Consider the following 19,798-nt stretch of genomic DNA (forward strand, 5'->3'; position numbering starts at 1 on the left):
GGGGCGGGGAATGTGCGCCCGAAGGGGTCAGAGTGGTCGGGCACCGGTCCCGCCCAGGGATCCCTCGGTGGGGGAGCCGTGGTTCTCCTGTGGGCGGGACCGGCGATCTGGGGCACTGCGGCGGGCGGAACGCCGCAGACATGGGACGGCGGAGCGGGTGCGAGCCGGTCCTCGAAGGCGATCAGGCGCTGCATCGGCGGTTCGGTCGGCCGTGCGGATCGCTGTCGGGCGACCGCGGTGGTCGCCAGGTGAAGGGCGAGGCGCAGCAGGAGGCAGGTCACGGTGCCTGCCGGGATCGGGGCGGGCTCGCGGGCCTGCCGGCGGCCGCGCTCATCGGGCGCGCTGCTGTTGGAAGGCCCTTTGGGCGGCCTCGAGAAGGTCCAGACTGCGGGTGGCGGAGCAGGCGCCGTTGGCGGCGGGCTCAAGGTACTGCCGCCAGACCCGAGCCGCGTCATCGCCGATGGAGTACACCGCGCCGAAGGACTCCTCGACGAGCAGCTCCTGTCCGTGCAGTTCCAGCATCGACAAGGGCGCCGAGGGACCCAGGACCGCGGCCTCGTCGGGCACGATGCGGATCTCGGCGTCGCCGCATTGGGCAACGCGCAGCAGGTGGGCGAGTTGCTGGGCCATGGTGGCCGGCCCGCCGTAGGGCAGGGTGAGGACGCGCTGATCGAGGTAGACGGTGACGTCCTTGCCGTGGCCCGCCGGCAGGGACCGCGCGATAGCCGCGACGCGCCCGGCACGCGCCGGGCTTTGCGGCAGCGCCCGTTGATACGCCAGCGCATAGGCGGAGGTCTGGAAGAGACCCGGCACGGCGTGGCTGCACAGAGCGATGCGTTCGGCGATCTGCTCACACGCGCTGAGCCGGGCCACCCACCCCGGCCCCGCGTCGCGGCAGCCGTCCCCCGGGCCGCTCCGGCCGCCTGCAGTAGCTGCAGGGTCCCGTCTCGGACCGGCAGCGGGCAGGCGGACCGGTACACGTCCAGCAGATGTCGCAGCTCGTCGGGGCGGAGCGGGGGCAGGCCGGACTCGATGCGGTTCAGTCGGCTGCCGGTCATACCGACCCGGCTGGCAGCTTGCGACAACCCCAACGCCTGGGCCCGGCGCAGCCCTTCCAGGAAGCCGCCGATCACCATGCCCGCCGCCGTCGGAGGACTGTCGCTGCGCTGGGCGAGGAGGGACGGCAGCGCATGTCGAGGTCGGGACAAGATGCCTCCGACGACACGAACCGGAAATCTATTCTCTCTGGAGTAGACATTCGCTTCTGCTTGTGGGTAGTGTTCCTGTCGTAGCCCAGAGAGACAGCAGGGCCTGGCAGGGACGAACTGCCGGGCAGCAGTATCCGCAGTACCGGTAGTTGCAGTGTGCAGGGCGGTGCGGTGGTGGAGTTGCGAAGCCAGAGCGTTAGCAGGACGGCGACGGGACTGACCATCGGACCGGGCAGCCCGCAGTGATCAGGGGCCGCCGCCGCAGGACCGCAGTTCACGCAGTGGCAGTACCTGTAGGTGCAGTACGCGGTATCCAGCAGTGGTATGTGTGCGTGGTACCTCGGTGAAGGCGTTGGCTGCGGGCGCGCGCACCGGGAGGTTCGGCAGTGGGGTTCTAAGCCAGAGCAGATGCAGGATGGGCGACGGGGCTGGCTGTCGAAGGTGGCGCCATGGTGGGCCACCGAGCAGTACGCGTCACCAGCGGTATCAGCAGTAGGTACGTGATTGATCGCAGAGGGAAGAAACGGAGGGACTAGGCGCCATCAGGATCGCCCGGGCGGAAGGTATGGGCCCGGGTACCGCAGGACATCGAGCGTGAGGTGGTCTGAGGTCAAGCAACCGCGATCCCCGCACCCGCTCTCATCACCTTTGAGCTGGTGCGGAACAAGTAGGTCGGCGCAGTACCAGGGCCGGCAGATGGTGTAACCCGTTCCTTCGGGGCCCTGGTGCCATTGGCGCCAGGGCCCCTCCACGCGTTCTACGACGAGGTGCAATGACAGGAGACGACTCCTTCGCCCGCCTCAACGATGACGACTACCCCGCCTACACCATCGGCCGCGCCGCCGACATGATCGGCAGCACACAGGGCTTCCTGCGCGCCATCGGCGACGCCCGTCTGATCACCCCGCTGCGCTCCGAGGGCGGCCGCCGCCGCTACTCCCGCTACCAGCTGCAGTCGCTTCCCGGGTCCGGGACTTCGTCGACCAGGGCACGCCGATCGAGGTTGCATGCCGGATTGTCGCGCTGCAGGGCCAGCTCGAACAGGCCCTCGCACGCAACGAACAGCTCCGCACCCGCGCCGCCCACGGACCTGCCGCCTGAGCCACGCGCTGAGCGCGGCAGGTAGTCTGCCGCGCAGCGCGTTGTGGTTACCTCAGGCGTGTGGGGTTCTGGCGGGCATTTCGTCAGCGACAGGTGATCACGGGCGGCTACGCAGGTCGGCCAAGGGGACGGCTTGTGGCAGGCCGGCGATGCCCAGCAGGTGCAGGGTTCGTGGGTCGGTGCAGATCAGTGTCAGGGTGCCGTCGCGCTCTCGGCAGCGACGCCCGGCCCGGCACAACAGGCCCAGGGTGCTGCAGTCGATGAAGGTGACCGTTCGCAGGTCGACGACAACCTCGGGTCGGGGGCCGGCGGTAGCGTCATCCAGGTGTGCGGTCAGCACGGGGGTGACGGCGATGTCGAACTCTCCGTGCAAAGTGACCGTGGTTCGGTATCCGGTAGTGACGCTGCGAACCGTCCCATCCGGATAGTGCTCGCTGGACATCAGGCTCCTGGTCGTGAGGACACAACCTGGTGCGCGCGGTCCCCAGGCGGCGTGAGTGCGGTGCTGTCAGCCACCGGGGATCGGGGTGGAGAATTTGAGCCTACGAGGACCCACCCGGCGCTCAGCGGGAGCTCGCGAATCCGATAGCCCGATTGAGTGAATCGGCCCGGTTCCAGGTTGACGCAGCTGCCGAGAGCGCTCCGCTACTGAGCTTTCGTGCTGGATGTCGTGAGGGTGAGTCCAGCTGCGGCGAGGCATCCGTCGATGAGCTCGCTGCGGTATTGGATCTGGCGGAGGGTTCGGCGAAGGACGCGCAGCAGATGGTCGGCGTCGGTGAAAGCGATGTTGTTCTGGCCCGCGCGGCGTGCCAGCGACCAAATGCCCTCGACGGGGTTCAGGTCGGGCGCATAGGCGGGCAGTTGGACAGAGGCAATTCAGCCGTGCGCGTCGATGTAGGCGCGCAGATGGGCGTCCAGGTGCACGTTCAGGTTGTCCCAGATCCGCCCGTCGACGAAGGGACGATCGCAATTGGCGACTACGGGCGCTACTCAGCGATCCGCGATTGGAACCTGGGCGACGTGGACCGGCGCGACCTCCGGCCGGCGCCCGACGAGGAGCTCTCGGGTGTCGGCCAGTGGATGCACGAGATGGCCAGGCGGGATGGGGAATTCGGACTTGCCGAGGGAATCGCCCACCTTTTCGGCAAAGCAGAGTGCCCGAGATGTGCCAGCGTCTTCACCGTCTCGGGTGAGTACGAGGAGGTTAACTGCCCGGTCCTGCGGTAGCCCCGCGCGGCACTGGCGCTTGGCCCTTCTGGGCCGGCAGAAACAGTCTTGCCCTGCCTCACGCCGCCTGCGAGATCTGGGTGACCGAGGCTGGGGAAACCGGGGGGCTTCACCGAACTGTTTGTGGTGCTGGAGCAGTGGTAGAGCTGTCCGATCAGACTGTTGAAGACGTTGCGCAGGGCGGAGGCGTGCCAGTCTCCGCGTTGTCTCCAGGAGCATGCTGCTCCGGTCTACCTGGGGATCGCCTGTTCCTCCCGCCATCGCGCGCAGCCCGCGCGACCAGCCGTTTCGGCAGGGCAGAGCCCTTCCACCAAGCACGTTGCTGCAGGTCAGACCAGCTGAGCAGGAGGAAGGCCGCGCGCTCTGGGAGACACAACTTTACGAATACGTCCTGCACGGGGCGCGGAAATCCGTGGACGGACCCGCGGAAGATCACGTAGCGTGTGGCTTCACGCCCTGAGACGGACGGAAGGAGGCGAGTGCCATGCAGTTCACAACTTTCCAGCGCTCCCTCTTTCGTTGTCCCGGTGTGGTTGGTCAGTTCTGACCGGGAGCGCTCCAAGCAGCCTGTATCCCGGAGGAATCCATGACCGATCTGGTCATCCGCGCGCTCACCGCGAGCGACGCTCATCTGTTCAACGCACTTCCCGACCCCCTGGGCGCCCGTGAGGCCCATCGGCGTACCCAGTTCCGCCCCGACTGGAAGCGCGTGGCCCTGCGCGACGGCGAGGTCGTCGCCCGCGGCGCATGGTGGGGCGGCCCCGACGACTCGCAGCCCGTCAACATCAACTGGTTCGATGTGGCCGAGGGCGAAGAGGAGGCCGGAGCCGAACTCCTGCGCTCGGCTCCGTGGCAGGTAGAACTCGAGATCAACCTGCCCGGTGGCTGGCGGGACACGACCGACCTGCGCGCCGACGCCGAGGCGCGTTTCGCCGCTGCCCGAGCCGCAGGGTACGAACTCCTGGTGGAACGCTTCCTGTACCGCTGGACGCCGGAGCGCGGTCTGCCCGAGCGGCCCGGACGCCTGCACTTCAGCGCCGAACCCGACGACATCGTGTTCTTCGACGCGTTGCGTCGCATCCACTCCGCCACCCTGGACGCCCACGCGCTCAAAGCCATCGAGGAGGGCGGCCTCGACCAGGCCGCTCAGGAGGAACTCGACTTCTTCCACTGGTGCCCCTCACCGCGGGAGTGGTGGCAGCTCGCACGCACACCGACGGGCGAGCTGGCGGGCATCCACATCCCGGCCCACAACCCCTCGGGCCCCACCATCGGCTTCATCGGAGTGCTCCCGGAACAACGCGGCCACGGCTACGCCTACGATCTCCTCGCCGAGTGCACCCACCTCCTCGTAGAGCAGGGCGCCGAGTTCGTCAGCGGAGCCACGGACCGCGGCAACTTTCCCATGGCTGCGAACTTTGCCAAGGCCGGTTTCCCCGTCATCAGTGAACGCATCAACTTCCACCCGGCGGGTCAAGCAACATAGCGCGGAGTAGCACGTGGTGGGTGGTCCGGGCCGCAGGAAGGTCCGGACCACTTGCCCAGTGCCTGGCGCAGCAGCGGGGTGCAGGCCTGGCTTATCAGTGTGACCTCGTCGCCGGTGGCGCCTGTACTCCGGGCATGAGCGGGATGGCCGCGGCGAAGGTCGTGAGGACGAGGCCGGAGTCGGTCCTGCGCATGAGCCGGTCAGCCCCGGGACATCGACGGCTCAGCGGTGCTGTGTTGCAGGAGGGCCGCCAGGGCGCCCGCGGTGAGGGCGAGGACCTCGGCTTGATTGGCTTGCACGGATCCACCCGGCGGGCGCTATCGGCTCCCGTACGAGATCCAGGCCGCCCAGCACGGAGTCAGCCGCTCGCTCACTGGGGTACTGCGCGCCACCCGTCACGCTCCCGCGGACTCCTCTCACAAGGGGCGGCCGGTGGACGCACACGCCCCTGAAGGGCCGGCCATGACCGTCTACCGAAGCGGCGGACAGCCGACCTGCACCACGCTGGAAATGCTGTTCACGGGGACGGGGCCCATGACCCAGACCGAAGAACGCAGCCAGGCTACCGGTGTGCTCGTCACTTCCCTCGGCGCCCGGCACGCCACCGTGGAGTGGTTCGTTTCCATTACGGCCCGCACTGCAGCCGCCCGCGCGCAGACCGAAAGCCTTGCCGACGACCGCGCCGTGCTGTTGCACCGCACCTTGCGAAGCTAGACGGACTGCCTCAGCGGCGTCCTGCAGGAACTGGGCTACACGCGGAAGCGGACCACAAATGGCGCGGTCCAGGGGTCGACGGCAACCCCGGGGTGGGATCGGTGTCGAAACCGCCCGGAGCCTTGCCGAGTTCATCAGCTCCAACCTCGACCACCTCGACGAGGCCCGGCCTCGTCGGCACCGTGGGGGAGACGAGGCGAACCCTAGCGCTGCCGTACGCCAATGACGGATTTTGACTGATGCCTAACTAGTTTCGACACCTTTTGCGAAATTCGACGTTGTCGTCGCCGGGGCGGCGCTCCCATCGCTAACTTGGCGGCAGAAGAAGTTTTAACGAACATCCTCAGGCTGTGTCGTGAGGTGTCCCATAGTTCCCACGGAAATGCACGCAACGGGAGGGGATTCGATGCCTCCGAGCTCGACCCAGCCTTCCAGCGGGGCGCCCTTCACGCCTGAGCGCCTCTTCACCTTCTTTGCTCCCTTGGCGGCTATCGCCACGATCGCAACCATTATCGGCTGGATTCGGACCGAATTCATGGTCGTTATTGCGGCCGCTGTCATCTTTTTCACTTTGGCCGCCTTCTTTTACATTGCAAAGAGCGCGGATCGCAAGATCCAGATTGCCTGCGGGTTGTCCTGTCTCTTGCTCGCTGGAATGAGCGGAGCAATTGGTTTCAAATGGGGGAGATCTCATGCATTGCAGCCGTCGGTGGCGGCGCCCGGCCCGACGGCTAGTAAGAAGGCGGGGGAGTCGCCTGGTGCAGCCGAGGTACCTCCCCCAGCGGCGAGCACTGGAAGTCAGAAGAGTGAATCGCCTTACTTCTCCTTCTCTCGGCCAGTGGAGGGATCTAGCGTCGACGGCACTTTTGAAGTGAGCGGAGAAGTCAGAGGTATCGGCACAGATAACCTCTGGCTGTTGGACTACTCCGGTTCTGCCAATTCTCCAGGGAATGTCTATTACCGCACCAGCGACCATCCGGTCGCGGTCCGGGAAGGGACATGGTCCACCACTGACGGCCCCCTCGGCGGACCATCCGATATTGGCGCAGTGTTCGCCATTGCCATCGTGAGGGCAACGCCGCACTGCTCGGCCACCATCGGTGCGGTGAAGGAGAACGCTGCCGGAGATTTCATTGTGGGTAGCGAACTGCCCGAGGGATGCTCACTGATGGGAACCCGTCACGTAAAGAAGAAGTCCTAGCGACCTGTCCTACGGCGAGGACTGCGACCTGGCCGCTGCGGACACGAAGTCCCCGGAGGCCAGCCTGCTCCCGCTGCACCTGCTCCAGCGCTTGTCCAGCGCGCGCCAACGGATTGGCGACGCGGGAGGTACTGGCCGACCTGAAGCGGGCGGACAAGCTCACCGACGCAGGCCGCCGGGCACTGTCACCGCTGTTCTGGATCCATCGCAGTCCGTGCAGCCAGTTCGCGCCGGACAGGAACCGCCGCCTCGATCTGGACCTGTTCCTCCGTGAGATGGTGCCCCGCCCGCGCACCCTGCTGGGGGAGGCAGCAAACATCACGGTTCTGGGGGCAGTCGAGACCGCGGTGCTTGCTCAGCTGGACAGCGTGACCAGCCCCATCTCGTAGGCGGTGATCACCAACTGGACCCGGTCCCGGGCGCCCAGCTCGGTGAGCAGGCGTGATACGTGCGACTTGGCGGTGGCCACGCTGATGAAGAGGTCCTTCGCGATCTCGGTGTTCGTCCGGCCGCGCCCGATGAGGGTCAGGACTTCCTGATCCCGCTCGGTGATGCCCGCGACCGGACGGGGGGAGCGCTGCGGGGGCCGCCCGGCGAAGTCGGCGATCAGGCGGCGCGTGATCCCTGGCGCGATCAGCGCATCGCCGACGGCGACCACGCGGATCGCCGCGAGGATGTCGTTCAGCGCCATGTCCTTGACCACGAAGCCGCTCGCTCCGGCCCGCAGCGCGCCGTAGACGTAGTCGTCCTCGTCGAACGTGGTCAGGACGAGGACGCGCGTCGCGGCCGGACCGGCGGTGATCAGGCGGGTGGCCTCGATCCCGTCCATGCCGGGAATCCGGATGTCCATCACCACGACGTCGGGGCTGATGTCCCTGACCAGTGGGACCGCCTCGGCACCGATTGCTGCTTCTCCGACGACCTCCAGGTCGGGGTGGTCGGCCTCGACCAGGCGCAGGCCGGACCGTACCAGTGGCTGGTCGTCGGCGAGAACGACGCGTACTGGAGCGGCGGCCATCGGGCCTTCACCGCCACTCCCGCGGGTACGGGCAGCGGCAGCCGGGCCGTTACCCGGAAACCCCCTCGGGACGCTCCGGCGCTGAGGTCGCCGGAGAGCAGGGCGACCCGCTCGCGCATGCCCACGAGACCCAAGCCGTGGGCCGGGCCCTTCCCGGTCATGCCGGGCGGGAGCAGGCGGGTGTTCGCGGCGTTCTGGCCGGCGCCGCCGAGGGTGTAGCCCACCAGCGCGGACGCGGAGTCGAACTGCGCCTGTTCGGGGACGCCGAGCGCCGGGAGCGGTCCACCGAAGCCCTCGAACAACTGCGGCATCGCGACCGGCGACGGGGTGCGGGAGAGATGGGCGCCCAGCCACGGGTGTGCGTCGATCGCGTCGAACACTCCCTGGGCGACCGTCCCGGTAGTCGGGTGATCACGTGCCCGCCGCCGTGGCGCCTGCTTCTCGTGCCCACCGAGCGTCCGTAGGGCGGTGGCGGGTGAGGGGCGTTGGGCCGAATGCCGCTCACCGCCGAGCAGATCGCCCTGCGCCATCGGTTCAGTCCCGGTCCCGCCCGAATGCCGAGCCGGGGCAGGGCCTCTTCGCCTTACGAGGTCGTCGCCTACGGGGAAGGCCGCCGCTCCACAGTGTGCCAAGGGGCGTGCGTAGACAGCAGGTCGAGAATAACAAGCCCTGTGGAATGCTCTCAGCTGGCAGACCCGTCCTGGCTGGCCCTCGCTCCGTTGGGAACCTTAGCGAGCCGATGCTGGAGGCGAAGCCAGAAGCGCTCGGGGCGGGGGGCGGACCACTCCGTCGGCCGGAGGCTTGGGCCGGATCCGATGGAACGAGAGCCTTACGGCTCCGACGGGCGGACCCCAGGGGGCGCGTGTGGGTCGGCGAGCTGGGCAACAGAAGAGTTATGACTTCACTCATGGTGGTTGCCTCCGAGTTGGCCCAGGGCAGTAGGCCGGACGGGCCTCCGTGGTTGAAGTGGGCGTTCTTGGCCGTGTGGGTTGCTCTGGCGCCTTGGATTATCTACAAACTGCATCGGAACAGACATTTCAGAAGACGGCGCTGACCGGTCCACGCTGCTGGAGGCCGTGGAGCGGGCGGTTGGGCAGAGTGCCGGGGATGCCCGCCGCGGCGGCACGGGCTGCCGGGGCCGGATGAGCGGTGCGGTCCGGATGGCCTCGGCCTTGCGGAGGGCGCTTTCCTGGCAGAGCACGGCCGTGCCATGGAGGAGTGCGGTGAACGCGTGAGCGAGGGTCTCAGGGGGTGTGAAGCAGCCGGCACGAGAAAGTGGGCCATCCGTCGTGCTGGCTTGTCTGGCCCTGCGCTCTCTGGGCCCATCGCCTCAACCCCTTGGGGTCACCTGGCTGTCCCGTTCAGGTCGGCACGGCGGTCGCCCGCTCCCACAGCCCGCAGGTGCAGAGCGTAGGCACGGAGCCAGGCGGAGGAAGGCCCACGGCCCCGTGGGCGATGAGGGTGATGCGTCGTCCGCCTGTGGTGTCATCCAGGCCGCGCAGAAGACCGACGCCGATGTTCTGGGTGCAGTCGAAGAACTGCAGGAGGACGTCACGATCAGCAGGTGGCTGGCGATGGTGAGAGCCTGGGGGAGTCGGCGTCCACGAAGGGATCGGGCCGAGGGTGGGCACGGTGGGGTAGGCGATGCCCACGACCGTCCGGGGCGGCGGTGACTGCGGGCGGGGTCGGGCAGCAGTGCCGAGGGGCTGGGTGCCGGCGGGTGGGTCAGTCCCGATGCTGCACGATGTTGAAAACGTTGCCGTCGGGGGCCCGGACGAAGAACCGGCGCACACCCCAGGGTTCGGCCGTCAGGGGGTGCACGATCTCGTAGCCGCGCTGCTGGGCCTGTGCGAGGGCGGCCTCGACGTCGTCGACCTTGAGGGTGGCGACCGGATTGTGCGGAGCGGTCGCGTCGTGGGTGACGAGCTGGATGTGCGCGCCGGTCTCGGGTGAGGTGTAGCGGGCCACCCACCCCATGTTGAACTCCTCGGTGCCCATGCCGAGGTAGTCCGCGTAGAAGCCGTGCGCCGACGCAATATCCGGCACCTGCACATCGGTGATGACGCCGATAACCCGCATAGCATTCCCCTTCACGCTGCGACTGTCCCGGGCAGTGTGGCAGGAGCCGGATGGTTCGCGGGAGGACACACCCTCCGTGCCTACGCTCGATCGCACCTGTCGGAAACCGGCGGTCGCTCCGCGACCCCCAGGCGGCGACATGGGTAAGAGCGAACGCTTCCAGCGCACGCGGCGGGAGAGGGCGCTCGAGCACGCCACCTCGTTCGCGTGGCCGGCCCGCAGTCCAAGAAGTCGTTGGCGGCTGGTGGCACCCTTACCGCCGCCAACGGCCCCATCAGGCAACCTCTGCCGCCGGCGTCCAGGCTCACGCAGCCAGCAACGACAGGGTGCCGAGCCCGGCGACGGGCGGAGGTGTGGCGAGCGCCCCGTCCCTCGAGGGGTGTTCCACGACGCCGCCGATCCCCTTGCCGGTGTGCCGGGTGGGGTGGCGGTGATGCGCAGCCTGTGTCCGTCGTGGGTGTTCTCGTGGCTTGGCCAGGGGGCCCGTCGGGCCCTCCGGCGGTGATCCGTCCGCTGTTGGGCCCGGCCGTCCCTGCGGGAGCAGGGCTGGACCGGCCCCCAGCGGGAAGCCGACCGTTGAGGCAGGGCGTGTGGGGTTGTGGGAAGCGGAGGAACGCATCGTGTCGTCGACGTACGGGCCCGTGGAGGGCCCCGTGGGGATACCCGCGGAAGGGGTGGCACCGGAACCGTCCGCGCGGAGCGTGCGGGGTATGCGCCGCAGGTCCTGGTTCGTGGCCGGGTTCACCTTCACGCTGGGGGCGTTCTTGGCCTGGCAGGTCGCCCAGGCGGTCCTGCGGGCCAGTCAGGTGCTCCTGCTGGTGCTTCTCGCGTTCCTGATAGCCGTGAGCCTGGAGCCGTTGGTGGGGTGGCTGGTGGATCGGGGTATCCGTCGGGTGCGCGCGGTCCTGATCGTGGTCGCCGCGTTCTGCCTGCTCGTCGCGGGCCTCCTCGCGGTCGTGGTTCCGCCGGTGATCACCGAGGCGGACGCGCTGATCCGCGCGATCCCCGGCTGGTTGCAGCAACTGCATGACCACCACTCGACGTTGGGTCGTCTGGAGGACCGCTACCACCTGACCGACAAGGCCAAGTCCCAGCTGGGTTCGGGTGGCACCAGTGTGTTCGGCGGCCTGTTGGGCGCGGGCCTGTACGTCGTCAGTGCTATCACGGCCACGGTCGTGGTCGTGACGCTGACCATCTATTTCATGGCCAGCATGCCCGCCATCAAACGGTTCGCCTACCAACTGGTCCCTGGCAGTAGGCGGCCCCGCACGCAGGAGATCACCGAGGAGATTCTGGTACGGATCGGCCGCTTCATGCTCGGCAACGTGGTCACGTCCGCGATCGCGGGTGTGGCGACCTTCGCGTGGTGCGCGCCGATGGGTGTTCCCTATGCGGCGGCCTTGGGGATCTTCACCGCGCTCATGGACATGATCCCGATGGTGGGTTCGACGATCGCCGGGGTCGTGGTGAGCTTGGTCGCCCTGTCGGTCTCCTGGCCGGTCGCGGCGGCGACTGCGGGCTTCTACGTGGCCTTCCGCCTGCTGGAGGACTACCTGATCATGCCGCGGGCGATGCGCTTCGCGGTCGATGTCCACCCGGTCGTCACGGTGGTGGCGGTCCTCGCCGGGGGAGCGCTGCTGGGGATCATCGGAGCACTGGTGGCGGTTCCGGTCGCGGTGGCGATCAACCTGGTACTCGATGAGGTCGCTTTCCCCAAGCTCGACGCCGCCTGACCGCACGTCCCCACGGCCGTTTGCTGCGGTGACGAGCCACGCACCGGTTCGCGTCGCCCTGGTGTCGGCGAGCGGTCCGCTCTTTCCTGCCGCAGACGCGGCGGCCCGGGTAATCGGCGGGGTGCAGCACTGGGTACGGGGAGTGGAGGTGGCCTCTGACAACGACGCACTCCCGCTGCCGAGCCGATAGGCCTTCGCCATGTCCGTCCTGTGCTGGGAAGGTTGGAGGCCCGGTCGATGGCGGCTCGGCCAGGTTCTGAGGAGGCGCACTCGCTGCGATCCGCACCAGCACACGGTTGGGATCGTGCCCCCTCGCATCTCCACGGCGGTTCGGCACCTCATTCTGATCCGCGAGGACGGCTTCTCGGGCACCGAAAGCGTGATCGTGCTTTCGGGTGAAGGGCCGTGTCGTGCTCTGTACGAGAGCCGTTGGGTCGGACATGAAGAAGATCATCACCAGTGGCCTGCTCGCCGCTGCCGCGCTGGCGGCCGGCACCCCGGCGGCATTCGCTGACAACGACAGCAACTTCGGACCGGGCGTGAACGCCGCGAACAACTGGAACTTCACCGCCGCCGCGGTCTGCTTCCAGGAGCTTGCGGTCGTGCCGGTGGCCGGTCCCTGGGCGACCAATGCCAACAACTGCACCAACGGCAACGTTCTCGATCACGCCGCACAACAGGGGGCGGAGCGTGCGGGCAGCGTAGCCGGCACCCTGACTGGCGGTCACTGACCCGGCGCCGGGCGCTGCACCGCCAGCGCGGCTGGCCGCGCCCTCTCGTCCCGCAGTGATCAGAGCACGGTGGTACGGCGCAGGACCCGTGGAGGCGTTTACTCGCCGCCGTCAGCTGCGCCGGATCGTGCGGGACATGCCTGCTCAGTGGGGGCGGTCGGCGAGTATGCCGTCGCGCAGCCGGGTCAGGACCTTGGTCCGCAGGCGGGGAGGCGCATCAGGAACACGCCGAGTTCGGCGCCGACCGGAGCCGGGGTCATTGCGTCGCCGAAGCGCAACTGCAGGATCTGCAGGTCGCGCTCGTCGACGTGGGCCATCAGCGGCTTGCGGGCAGTCCATCGGGCGCCCGCCGCCGGTGTCGGGGCCCTGCACGCGCCGACCGACCGTCCCGCCGCCACCGCCGCGACAGCCATGGGTGCTCTCGGCGGGCCCGGGCGGATCTGCGGGTGTTCGAGGGGACCCCGTACGCTGGGCGCCACGTCAGTTGACGCTTGTGGGTGCCGGTAGGTGTGGCGGTGGAATCGAGGTAGCCATGGCTGTTCAGCCGCGGCGCAGTGCTGGGGAGCCGGCGCTGCCGTCGGAGCTGCCGACGACCTGCTGATCGGAACCGGCCAACCGCTGATCGCCGAGGACGCGGTCACCGACGCCCGGATCAAGGATCTGGCCGCGGTCGGCGCCCTGGGGATCGGCGCCTGGGCGGGGTATCCGGTGGTCTCCCCGAGCGGGCACGTCCTGGGCGGCCTCTGCGTGATCGACGACCACGCGCGGCCGTTCACCGACACGCAGCGCGAGGCTCTGCAAACTTTGGCCCGCTCGGTCTCCTCCGAGATCGCCCTGCGCCAGGCCCTGCGCCAGGCGCTGGCCTCGGGAGCGGCCGCGGTCGAGCTGGCGCGCACCTTGCAGGAGTCACTGCTGCCGCCGAGCCTGCCGCGGGTGCCGGGGCTGGATGTCGCCGCGGTGCACCTGCCCGCCGACGCCACGCACGCCGACGTCCTGGGCGACTTCTACGACCTGTTCCGCACACCGGGCGACACCTGGTGCGCGGTGCTCGGCGACGTGTGCGGCAAGGGCATCGAAGCCGCGAAGGTCACCGCGCTGGCCCGCTACACCGTGCGCACCGAGGCCACCCAGCACCCCCACCCCGCGACCGTGCTGCGCCGGCTGCACCACGCCCTGGTCGACCAGACGGTCAGCAACCGCTTCTTGACCGCAGCCCTGACCACCTTCACCGTGCGGGCCGACGGCAGCGTGGTCGGCCGATACTCCAGCGCCGGGCACCCCCCGGCCCTGATCCGCCGCGCGGACGGCACCGTGCAAGAGCTCCACATCCGCGGCACCCTGCTCAGCACCTTCTTCACGCCCGAGCAGGTCCACCTGGACGAGACCACGTTCACCCTGGAGGTGGGGGACGCGCTGCTGCTGTACAGCGACGGCATCACCGAAGCCCGCACCCGTCGGCGCGGACCGCTGTTCGGCGAGGACGCCCTGGCCGCCGCGCTGGCCGCGACCGCCACCATGGACGCCTCCACCACCCTGGCTCACCTGTGCAAAGTGGTCACGGCCCACAGCGGCGGCTACGCCGTCGACGACACCGCCCTGCTCGTGCTCCGTGTCCCCGCCCACCCCTGACACCGCCGGAGCCCGCCCTGCCCCGCCAGGCGGTACGGCCCGTCGGCCGGCAGGCCGACCAGGCCTGCGACCAGTTGCTCCAGGCCCTGGCCTCGTGCCCTGCCGCGGAGCGGCCGGTCACCGGCACGCAGTGCGCAGCTCCTGCGCCGGCTCCTGCCGGCGGGGCAGCGGCCGCGCCCGGGGTCCGTGTGCTGGAGCGGAGACAGCCGGGCGGCCGCTGCCTCCCGGATCGCGTGGCGTTCGGCGCGGAGCCGGCCGACCGCGGCATCGCGCGCACGGCGGCCGCCGGCGGCGTCACACGCTCGCCGGCTCCGCGGGGGACAGGAGCCGCAGGCAGCGGGCGGCCTCGTCCAGGGCATCGGCCAGGTACCGCACGGTCAGCGGATCGTCGAGATCGGCGTCCCGGAGGTGGTGCGCGATCTTCTGGTAGAGGGTGATGGTGTCCCTGATCATGATCAGGGAGTGGGGGCGAGTGGATGCGGGCCCGGTTGCCGTCCGCCGGGCGGCGGCCCGTTCCAGCGGGCGCAGCAGCGCATCGCCGCGCTCCACGAGCTGCAGCAGGCGGATCCGCGGATCGGGGTCGGTGCAACCTGGGACAGGGTGAGGCATACCGGAAGGTTAGGGGCTGGTGCGCAAGCACCGTCGGGCGGGTGCCCCGGCGTAGCCGGATGGATGCCTCATGGACCGGGTGTGCGAGCGCCGCACGCCTTTCGGCGGGCATGGCAGCGGCGCCGCCGCCCCCGGCGGGTACACGACGCGCGGCAGTGTCGCGGTCACGGGCGCGGGCATGCTGGTGGGGCAGCATGGCGGCATGAAGATCACCCCTCGTTCCTTCGCGCACGTCCGTCTGACCGTCACCGATATCGAGCGGTCTCGGGCGTTCTACGACGCGGTCTTCGGCCTGCCGGTGGCGTTCGAAGTGCCGGCCGACGCCGACGAGGCGACGCGCGAGCAACTCGCGTTCCTCTTCGGGGGTGTGATCTACCAGCTGGGTGATTCCCTGCTCGGACTGCGTCCGGTCGCCAAGGACCGGTTCGACGAGGACCGGGTCGGCTTGGACCACCTCAGCCTGGCCGTGGCCGGGCGCGACGAGCTGGAATCGGCGGTGGCGGTGCTCGACGGCCAGGGTGTCGCCCATGAGGGCATCAAGGACATCGGCGCGGGCTACATCCTCGAGTTCCGCGACCCCGACAACATCGCCCTCGAGCTGTTCGCTCCCCAGCCCTGACGGACCCGTGCTCCGGGCCTGAGCAGGCGGGACGCGCTGTGGCCGGTACCCGTGACCGGGCGCTGTCGTTGAGCTCCGATGGGGGTGCTCCGCACCCGTTGCTCAGGAGGCATGCATGCTCGTCCGTCCCCTTCCTGCCGTGGCGCTCGGCGCACTGGCCCTCGCCGTCCTCGCGTCGGCGGCCGCCGCGTCGGCCGTGCCGAGCGGTCCGACGGACACCGTCCGCGGTGACCATCTGCGGGTCGCCGTCTCCGATGCCGGCCGGGCGGGCGCCGAAGGCGTCTACGACGTCTCCTGCCACCCGGCCGCGGGCCGACGCCCCGACGCGCAGGCCGCCTGTGACGGCCTGGACCAGTTGTCCGCCTCCGGCACGGATCTGTTCGCGCCCGTTCCGCCGGACGCGCTGTGCACGCTGCAGTACGGAGGTCCAGCTGCCGCGCGGGTGACCGGAACCTGGCACGGACGCCCGGTCGACGCGGTCTTCAGCCGGGCCAATGGATGCGAGATCGCTCGGTGGAACGCTCACCTGCCGCTGCTGCCCGCGGTCGCGTCCTGAACCGGAACCGGTCAGCGCGGTCGGCTGCTCCGAGCTGGTGGACAAAGCGGCGAAGCGGGTGCGCACTTTGGGGCGGGCAGCGGGTGGAGGCGGGGGTTGATGGCCAGGGCCGGCCGCGGATCCTCGCTCGCCGAGGACGTAGAGGGAATCATCCGGCCCGCGGGGTCGCGTCATCGGACGGGCCCGGGCTGGGGGCGGCATCGCGGGTTGAAGCCAACGCGCCCCCCGCAACGCGAGCGGGTAAGAACCCTGCGGTCAGGGCTTGATGAGGCGGGTATAGAGCTGGGTCCAGGCGGTGTCTTGTGCGGTGGCGGGCTGGGCGTCGCAGAAGGGCAGGGCGCCCTTCGCGGTGTAGTACTTCATCATGCGCAGGACCGCCAGGGTATTGGCGTCGCTTCCCCCGGTGTAGTCCTTGCCGGGCAGCACGCTTTGGTGGCTGCGGCAGGTGGGCTTCTTGCTGTCGGAGGTGGCGTCGAGTGCGCCGGTGCGGGGTGCGGAGGAGCCGCAGCCGGTGGTGACGAGTGAACCGACCAGGAACAAGGTGGTCCAGAGGGTGCGGGCACGGAATGCCATGGGTCTCTTCCTGTAGTGCGACGGGGGAGGGGAGAACGGCGGCTGCCTACAAGGGCATCGCGCGCAGTGCGGTGCCCAGACCTACGACCAGGATGAGCAGGGCCGTGCCGACTGGGGTGACGCGTGCCCCCCACGCCGCGAACCGGCCGACGGCTCGGCCGTTGAGGGCCGGGATCCGGTCGCGCAGTTTGAGCAGGAGCAAGCCGGCGGCGGCCAGGGTGGCGGCCATGCCCAGGCCGTAGCAGACGACGAGGGCGATGCCGAAGACGGTCCTGCCCAGGGCGATGGAGCCCAGCAGAACGATCAGCGCGGAGGGGCTGGGAACCAGCCCGCCGGCGATACCGATGCCGATCAGGCCGCCCTTCTTGCGGTCGGTTGCGGTGCCGTGATGGTGGTGGCCGAAGAGCCCGTGGCTGTGTCCGTGAGCTTCGTGGTGGTGGAGGCTGGCCTCCTGCCCGTGGGGCGGGTGCGGTGCGATGTGCGGGGCCGTCGGGCCGTGCTGCGCTGCGTATCCCGGGGCGAGTGCCACGTCGGTGGTCGTCCCGGCCGCAGCGACGGTCCGGTTCCCGATGGTGGCTGCGACGAGCTCGCCAGGACCGGCGTGCTCGGCAACCGCACCCTCGCGGCCGTGCGGATGGTCGTGGACGTGCCCGTGCTCCCCGTGGGTGTGGCCGTCATGGGCGTGGCGATGGTGCGCGGGCTGTGGTTGCGGCCGGGCGCGCAGCGTGCGCAGGGCGGCCGGCAGGAGCCAGAGCCCGGCCGCGATGATGACCAGGCCACTGATGCTGCCGAGCCAGGCGAGCGCCTGCTCGCCGGCGAGTGCGGAGGACACGCTCAACGCGGTTCCCAGGACCAGGACGGACGCGGTGTGGGTGAGGGTGACGGTCGACGCGACGGTCACCGCGTCGCGCGGCCTGCCCTGCCGTCCGGCGAGGTACGCGGCCATGATGGTCTTGCCGTGTCCCGGCAGCGCGGCGTGCCCGGCGCCCAGGACGAGGGCCAGCAGCACGGCCAGCAGGCCGACGGGCAGGGTGAGCCGGTCCCGGTCGGTGAGCGAGCCCAGCCGGGCCTCCAGGGCCGCGTACCAGCCGCCCAGCAGGCCCGAGCCCGGCGCGGTGGCGGTGGCGGCTCCGGGGCCGCCGCCGAGGGTGATGTGGGTGTGGCGGGTGTCGGGCGGGTTGGACAGCAGATCGGCTGGATAGGTGCGCAGTGCGCGGGAGATGGAGACGGCGGGGACGTCCGAGGAGCCGATCCGGGTGCCCTCACCGCGAGCGGTGATCTCGTGCCAACCGATCCGGGACGGGTCGACGCCGGTGCTGAAGTCGAGGATGCCGGCCGCGCCCAGGTCCGCGGGGGCGCTGAGCCGGCACTCCAGCCGACCGGTGTCCAGCCCGGCCTGTCCGCGCACGAGTTGGTAGCCGCTCGAAAGGACCCGCAGGCGGATGGTCTCGCCGGGTGTGGGTCCAGTGCCTTGCGGTCGCACGGTCGCGGAGACGCCGTGGGCGAGCGTGGCACAGGTGGTCCGGGCGTGGGCGGCGGCCTCGGCGGCGCTCAGCCGGCCGTCGTGGTCACTGTCCAAGGCGGGCTTGGCCTGCAGCGTCGGGATTTCGGCGGTGTCGACCACCACCAGGTCGTCGACGCGGTCCGGGTGCAGGGTCAGCCCGTCGTAGCGGTTGACGGTGAAGTTGCCGAGCGGGTGGGCGGACGCGGTCGGCGCGGCCAGGCAGAGCAGCACCGGGAGGCCGAGCAGGAGCAGTGCGGCACGGCGTGTGCGCGTGAGATGGTGGGTCATTGGTGTCCTTGGAGGCGGGCGAGGCGCGCTTGGGCGTCGGGGGCGTGCAGCGGTGAGAAGGCGGGGTTGGCGGCCAGGGCGGCCGTCAGGTCGGTGCGTGCGGCCTGGTCGTCGCCGAGTGTCTGCTCGATGACGCTGCGGTGGTAGCGCACGGTGGCGTCGCGCCAGCCGAGCCGGCCCGCCTCCCGCGCCAGCGGCAGCGCTTCGGGGTCGCGGCCGGCGCGGTGCAGGGCCCAGCCCAGGGCGTCGGCGACCTGCACAGGGTGGCGGCGGCCCCACTCGGCGGTGAGCAGGGTGACGGCGAGCTGCGGGTCACCGTGGTCGGCCTGGTACTGGCCCAGGTTCAGGTCGTCCACGACGCCGTTCGCGGTGAACAGCTTCTGCTCGGCTTCCAGCACCGCGTACTGCGCTTTCGCCTCGGTAGTTCGGCCCAAGGACTCCAGCAGCTCGCCGAGTTCGAGGACGTACTGCGGTTGCGGCACGCGCGCGATGGCCGCCTGGTAATCGGTGACGGCCTGCGCCGTGCGGCCCAACGCGGCCTCCGCACGGGCAACGCCTGCCAGCGCCGGGGTGTAGGAGGCATCCAGCGCCAACGCTTTGCGGTAGTGCTCCAACGCCTGCGGGATCTTGCCGGTGTTAAAAGCGAGCTCACCGAGGTAGTGCTGACAGAACGCCTGGTCGGCGGGGCTGGAGGCATCCTCCAGGGCGCGCTGGAGGGCTTGCGTGGCCTCATCGGTCCGGCCTTGCAGTTCCAGGGTGTAGGAGGCGCGGGTGAACGACGCGGTCGAGGGGTGCAGGTCCAGCATCCGCTGGACGGCCGTCTGCGCGCCGGTGTCGTCCCCGAGTTGGGTCAGGGCGTCGGTCAGCGCCCCGTAGGCGGCCCACGCGTACGGGTTGCTCTGGACGGCTTGCTCGGCCCAGGTGCGGGCTTGGGTGAACTGGTGGCGGGCGTTGGCCAGCCCGGCCATGCCGGTCTGCGCGGCCGTGTTGGCGTCCGGCCGCACCTTCAACGACCGGCGCAGAGCCGCCTCGGCCTTCGGATAGAGCGTCGGGTCGACGGTCAGCCGGGCCTGCTCCACGTACGCGGAACCCAACTGCGCCCACGAGTCCGCGTCGGCCGGCTGCCGGCGCAGGTGGTCCTGGAGTGTGCGCACCACCGTGCCGATGGACGGCGCGGTGTGGGCCGCGTCGGCCGCCGGTGGGGGTGCCGCCAGGGGGGACGGGGGATTGGTGGTGTGTTCCAGCGCCGCGAATCCGGTCAGGCCGGCACACAGCGCGGCGGCGGTGGCGAACAGGGCGAGGCGGCGCATGAACGACATCCCTCGGTCAGACGGTGGGCGTGGTGAGGCGCGGACGAGCGAAGGACGCGATGGGCACGACGGGCATACCTGTCCTTCTCTGATCCAGCCGGTCGACCGGTGCGGGCCAGTGGCGTCGGGCCGCCCCCGCGCGGGGGGGGCGGAGGGGGCGCGCCGCGGACCCGCGGCGCGCGGGGGCCGCGGCCCGCGCAAGAACCCGCGCG

The 19,798-nt window shown here is 70.0% G+C and carries 20 protein-coding genes and 2 pseudogenes; 10 read left to right on the forward strand and 12 right to left on the reverse strand.

The features are described 5' to 3' along the window. Positions 1-330: 330 nt before the first annotated feature. Positions 331-873 carry a Scr1 family TA system antitoxin-like transcriptional regulator gene (locus ABZ721_RS15165; RefSeq protein WP_358789064.1) on the reverse strand — a complete coding sequence of 181 codons (543 nt, stop codon included), beginning with the start codon at positions 871-873 and terminating at the stop codon, positions 331-333. A 110-nt stretch (positions 874-983) separates the two neighbouring features. After that, positions 984-1,136: pseudogene (locus tag ABZ721_RS15170) on the reverse strand (helix-turn-helix domain-containing protein); the annotation flags it as partial. A gap of 844 nt (positions 1,137-1,980) precedes the next feature. On the opposite strand from ABZ721_RS15170, the pseudogene ABZ721_RS15175 reads away from it, so the two are divergent. Then, positions 1,981-2,309: pseudogene (locus ABZ721_RS15175) on the forward strand (MerR family transcriptional regulator). 97 nt (positions 2,310-2,406) lie between these two features. Here the strand turns inward: ABZ721_RS15175 and ABZ721_RS15180 are convergent. Continuing rightward, on the reverse strand, positions 2,407-2,751 hold the full coding sequence (locus ABZ721_RS15180) for an STAS domain-containing protein (RefSeq protein ID WP_358789065.1): 345 nt from the start codon (positions 2,749-2,751) through the stop codon (positions 2,407-2,409). A gap of 203 nt (positions 2,752-2,954) precedes the next feature. Further along, the gene (locus tag ABZ721_RS15185; RefSeq protein ID WP_358789090.1) at positions 2,955-3,185 is read right to left on the reverse strand and encodes a transposase; all 231 of its coding nucleotides are present in this window, start codon (positions 3,183-3,185) and stop codon (positions 2,955-2,957) included. Positions 3,186-4,122: 937 nt separating this feature from the next. On the opposite strand from ABZ721_RS15185, the gene ABZ721_RS15190 reads away from it, so the two are divergent. The 4 genes from ABZ721_RS15190 to ABZ721_RS15205 all read left to right on the forward strand — a co-directional run bounded on the left by ABZ721_RS15190 (position 4,123) and on the right by ABZ721_RS15205 (position 7,326). After that, positions 4,123-5,022, forward strand: a complete 900-nt coding sequence (locus ABZ721_RS15190; protein WP_358789066.1) for a GNAT family N-acetyltransferase — start codon at positions 4,123-4,125, stop codon at positions 5,020-5,022. A gap of 462 nt (positions 5,023-5,484) precedes the next feature. After that, positions 5,485-5,736, forward strand: a complete 252-nt coding sequence (locus ABZ721_RS15195; protein ID WP_358789067.1) for a hypothetical protein — start codon at positions 5,485-5,487, stop codon at positions 5,734-5,736. Between the two features lie 406 nt (positions 5,737-6,142). Then, complete coding sequence (locus ABZ721_RS15200; RefSeq protein ID WP_358789068.1) at positions 6,143-6,937, forward strand: hypothetical protein; 795 nt, start codon at positions 6,143-6,145, stop codon at positions 6,935-6,937. A 113-nt stretch (positions 6,938-7,050) separates the two neighbouring features. Continuing rightward, positions 7,051-7,326 (forward strand): hypothetical protein, encoded by a 276-nt coding sequence (locus ABZ721_RS15205; RefSeq protein WP_358789069.1) that lies wholly within the window; start codon positions 7,051-7,053, stop codon positions 7,324-7,326. Here the strand turns inward: ABZ721_RS15205 and ABZ721_RS15210 are convergent. The 3 genes from ABZ721_RS15210 to ABZ721_RS15220 all read right to left on the reverse strand — a co-directional run bounded on the left by ABZ721_RS15210 (position 7,293) and on the right by ABZ721_RS15220 (position 10,034). Further along, on the reverse strand, positions 7,293-7,895 hold the full coding sequence (locus ABZ721_RS15210; protein WP_358789091.1) for a response regulator transcription factor: 603 nt from the start codon (positions 7,893-7,895) through the stop codon (positions 7,293-7,295). The two genes, ABZ721_RS15205 and ABZ721_RS15210, sit on opposite strands and share 34 nt — an antisense overlap. Beyond that, on the reverse strand, positions 7,787-8,335 hold the full coding sequence (locus ABZ721_RS15215) for a hypothetical protein (RefSeq protein ID WP_358789092.1): 549 nt from the start codon (positions 8,333-8,335) through the stop codon (positions 7,787-7,789). The genes ABZ721_RS15210 and ABZ721_RS15215 overlap by 109 nt, the downstream gene beginning before the upstream one ends. 1,345 nt (positions 8,336-9,680) lie before the next feature. Next, positions 9,681-10,034, reverse strand: coding sequence for a VOC family protein (locus ABZ721_RS15220; RefSeq protein ID WP_358789070.1), 354 nt, complete (start codon positions 10,032-10,034; stop codon positions 9,681-9,683). 710 nt (positions 10,035-10,744) lie between these two features. Here ABZ721_RS15220 and ABZ721_RS15225 point away from each other — a divergent pair. Both ABZ721_RS15225 and ABZ721_RS15230 read left to right on the forward strand, forming a co-directional pair. After that, the gene (locus tag ABZ721_RS15225; protein ID WP_358789071.1) at positions 10,745-11,767 is read left to right on the forward strand and encodes an AI-2E family transporter; all 1,023 of its coding nucleotides are present in this window, start codon (positions 10,745-10,747) and stop codon (positions 11,765-11,767) included. A 440-nt stretch (positions 11,768-12,207) separates the two neighbouring features. After that, positions 12,208-12,498 carry a hypothetical protein gene (locus ABZ721_RS15230; RefSeq protein WP_358789072.1) on the forward strand — a complete coding sequence of 97 codons (291 nt, stop codon included), beginning with the start codon at positions 12,208-12,210 and terminating at the stop codon, positions 12,496-12,498. A gap of 185 nt (positions 12,499-12,683) precedes the next feature. Here ABZ721_RS15230 and ABZ721_RS15235 read toward each other — a convergent pair whose 3' ends face one another. Then, a complete protein-coding gene (locus ABZ721_RS15235) occupies positions 12,684-12,911 on the reverse strand; it encodes a hypothetical protein (protein WP_358789073.1) in 228 nt (75 codons plus the stop codon). A gap of 94 nt (positions 12,912-13,005) precedes the next feature. Here ABZ721_RS15235 and ABZ721_RS15240 point away from each other — a divergent pair, with 94 nt between their 5' ends. After that, complete coding sequence (locus ABZ721_RS15240) at positions 13,006-14,127, forward strand: GAF domain-containing SpoIIE family protein phosphatase (protein ID WP_358789074.1); 1,122 nt, start codon at positions 13,006-13,008, stop codon at positions 14,125-14,127. 294 nt (positions 14,128-14,421) lie between these two features. Here ABZ721_RS15240 and ABZ721_RS15245 read toward each other — a convergent pair whose 3' ends face one another. After that, entirely contained in the window at positions 14,422-14,736 is a 315-nt protein-coding gene (locus ABZ721_RS15245; protein WP_358789075.1) for a hypothetical protein, read from the reverse strand. A 70-nt stretch (positions 14,737-14,806) separates the two neighbouring features. Between ABZ721_RS15245 and ABZ721_RS15250 the strand changes: the two genes are divergently transcribed. Together ABZ721_RS15250 and ABZ721_RS15255 are read left to right on the forward strand one after the other, a co-directional pair. After that, on the forward strand, positions 14,807-15,355 hold the full coding sequence (locus tag ABZ721_RS15250) for a VOC family protein (protein ID WP_358789076.1): 549 nt from the start codon (positions 14,807-14,809) through the stop codon (positions 15,353-15,355). A 115-nt stretch (positions 15,356-15,470) separates the two neighbouring features. Continuing rightward, positions 15,471-15,911 carry an SSI family serine proteinase inhibitor gene (locus ABZ721_RS15255; protein ID WP_358789077.1) on the forward strand — a complete coding sequence of 147 codons (441 nt, stop codon included), beginning with the start codon at positions 15,471-15,473 and terminating at the stop codon, positions 15,909-15,911. A gap of 255 nt (positions 15,912-16,166) precedes the next feature. Here the strand turns inward: ABZ721_RS15255 and ABZ721_RS15260 are convergent, their stop codons facing one another. Genes ABZ721_RS15260 through ABZ721_RS15270 form a run of 3 tightly spaced genes read right to left on the reverse strand, consistent with a single transcriptional unit; the run spans position 16,167 to position 19,586 of the window. Next, positions 16,167-16,484, reverse strand: a complete 318-nt coding sequence (locus tag ABZ721_RS15260) for a hypothetical protein (RefSeq protein WP_358789078.1) — start codon at positions 16,482-16,484, stop codon at positions 16,167-16,169. Positions 16,485-16,530: 46 nt separating this feature from the next. After that, positions 16,531-18,276, reverse strand: coding sequence for a nickel transporter (locus ABZ721_RS15265; protein WP_358789079.1), 1,746 nt, complete (start codon positions 18,274-18,276; stop codon positions 16,531-16,533). Then, positions 18,273-19,586 (reverse strand): tetratricopeptide repeat protein, encoded by a 1,314-nt coding sequence (locus ABZ721_RS15270; RefSeq protein ID WP_358789080.1) that lies wholly within the window; start codon positions 19,584-19,586, stop codon positions 18,273-18,275. Before ABZ721_RS15270 ends, ABZ721_RS15265 begins: the two co-directional genes overlap by 4 nt. Between the last annotated feature and the right edge of the window lie 212 nt (positions 19,587-19,798).

Origin of the sequence: Streptomyces sp. NPDC006733 (genome assembly GCF_040636125.1) — a bacterium.
Lineage (GTDB): Bacteria > Actinomycetota > Actinomycetes > Streptomycetales > Streptomycetaceae > Actinacidiphila.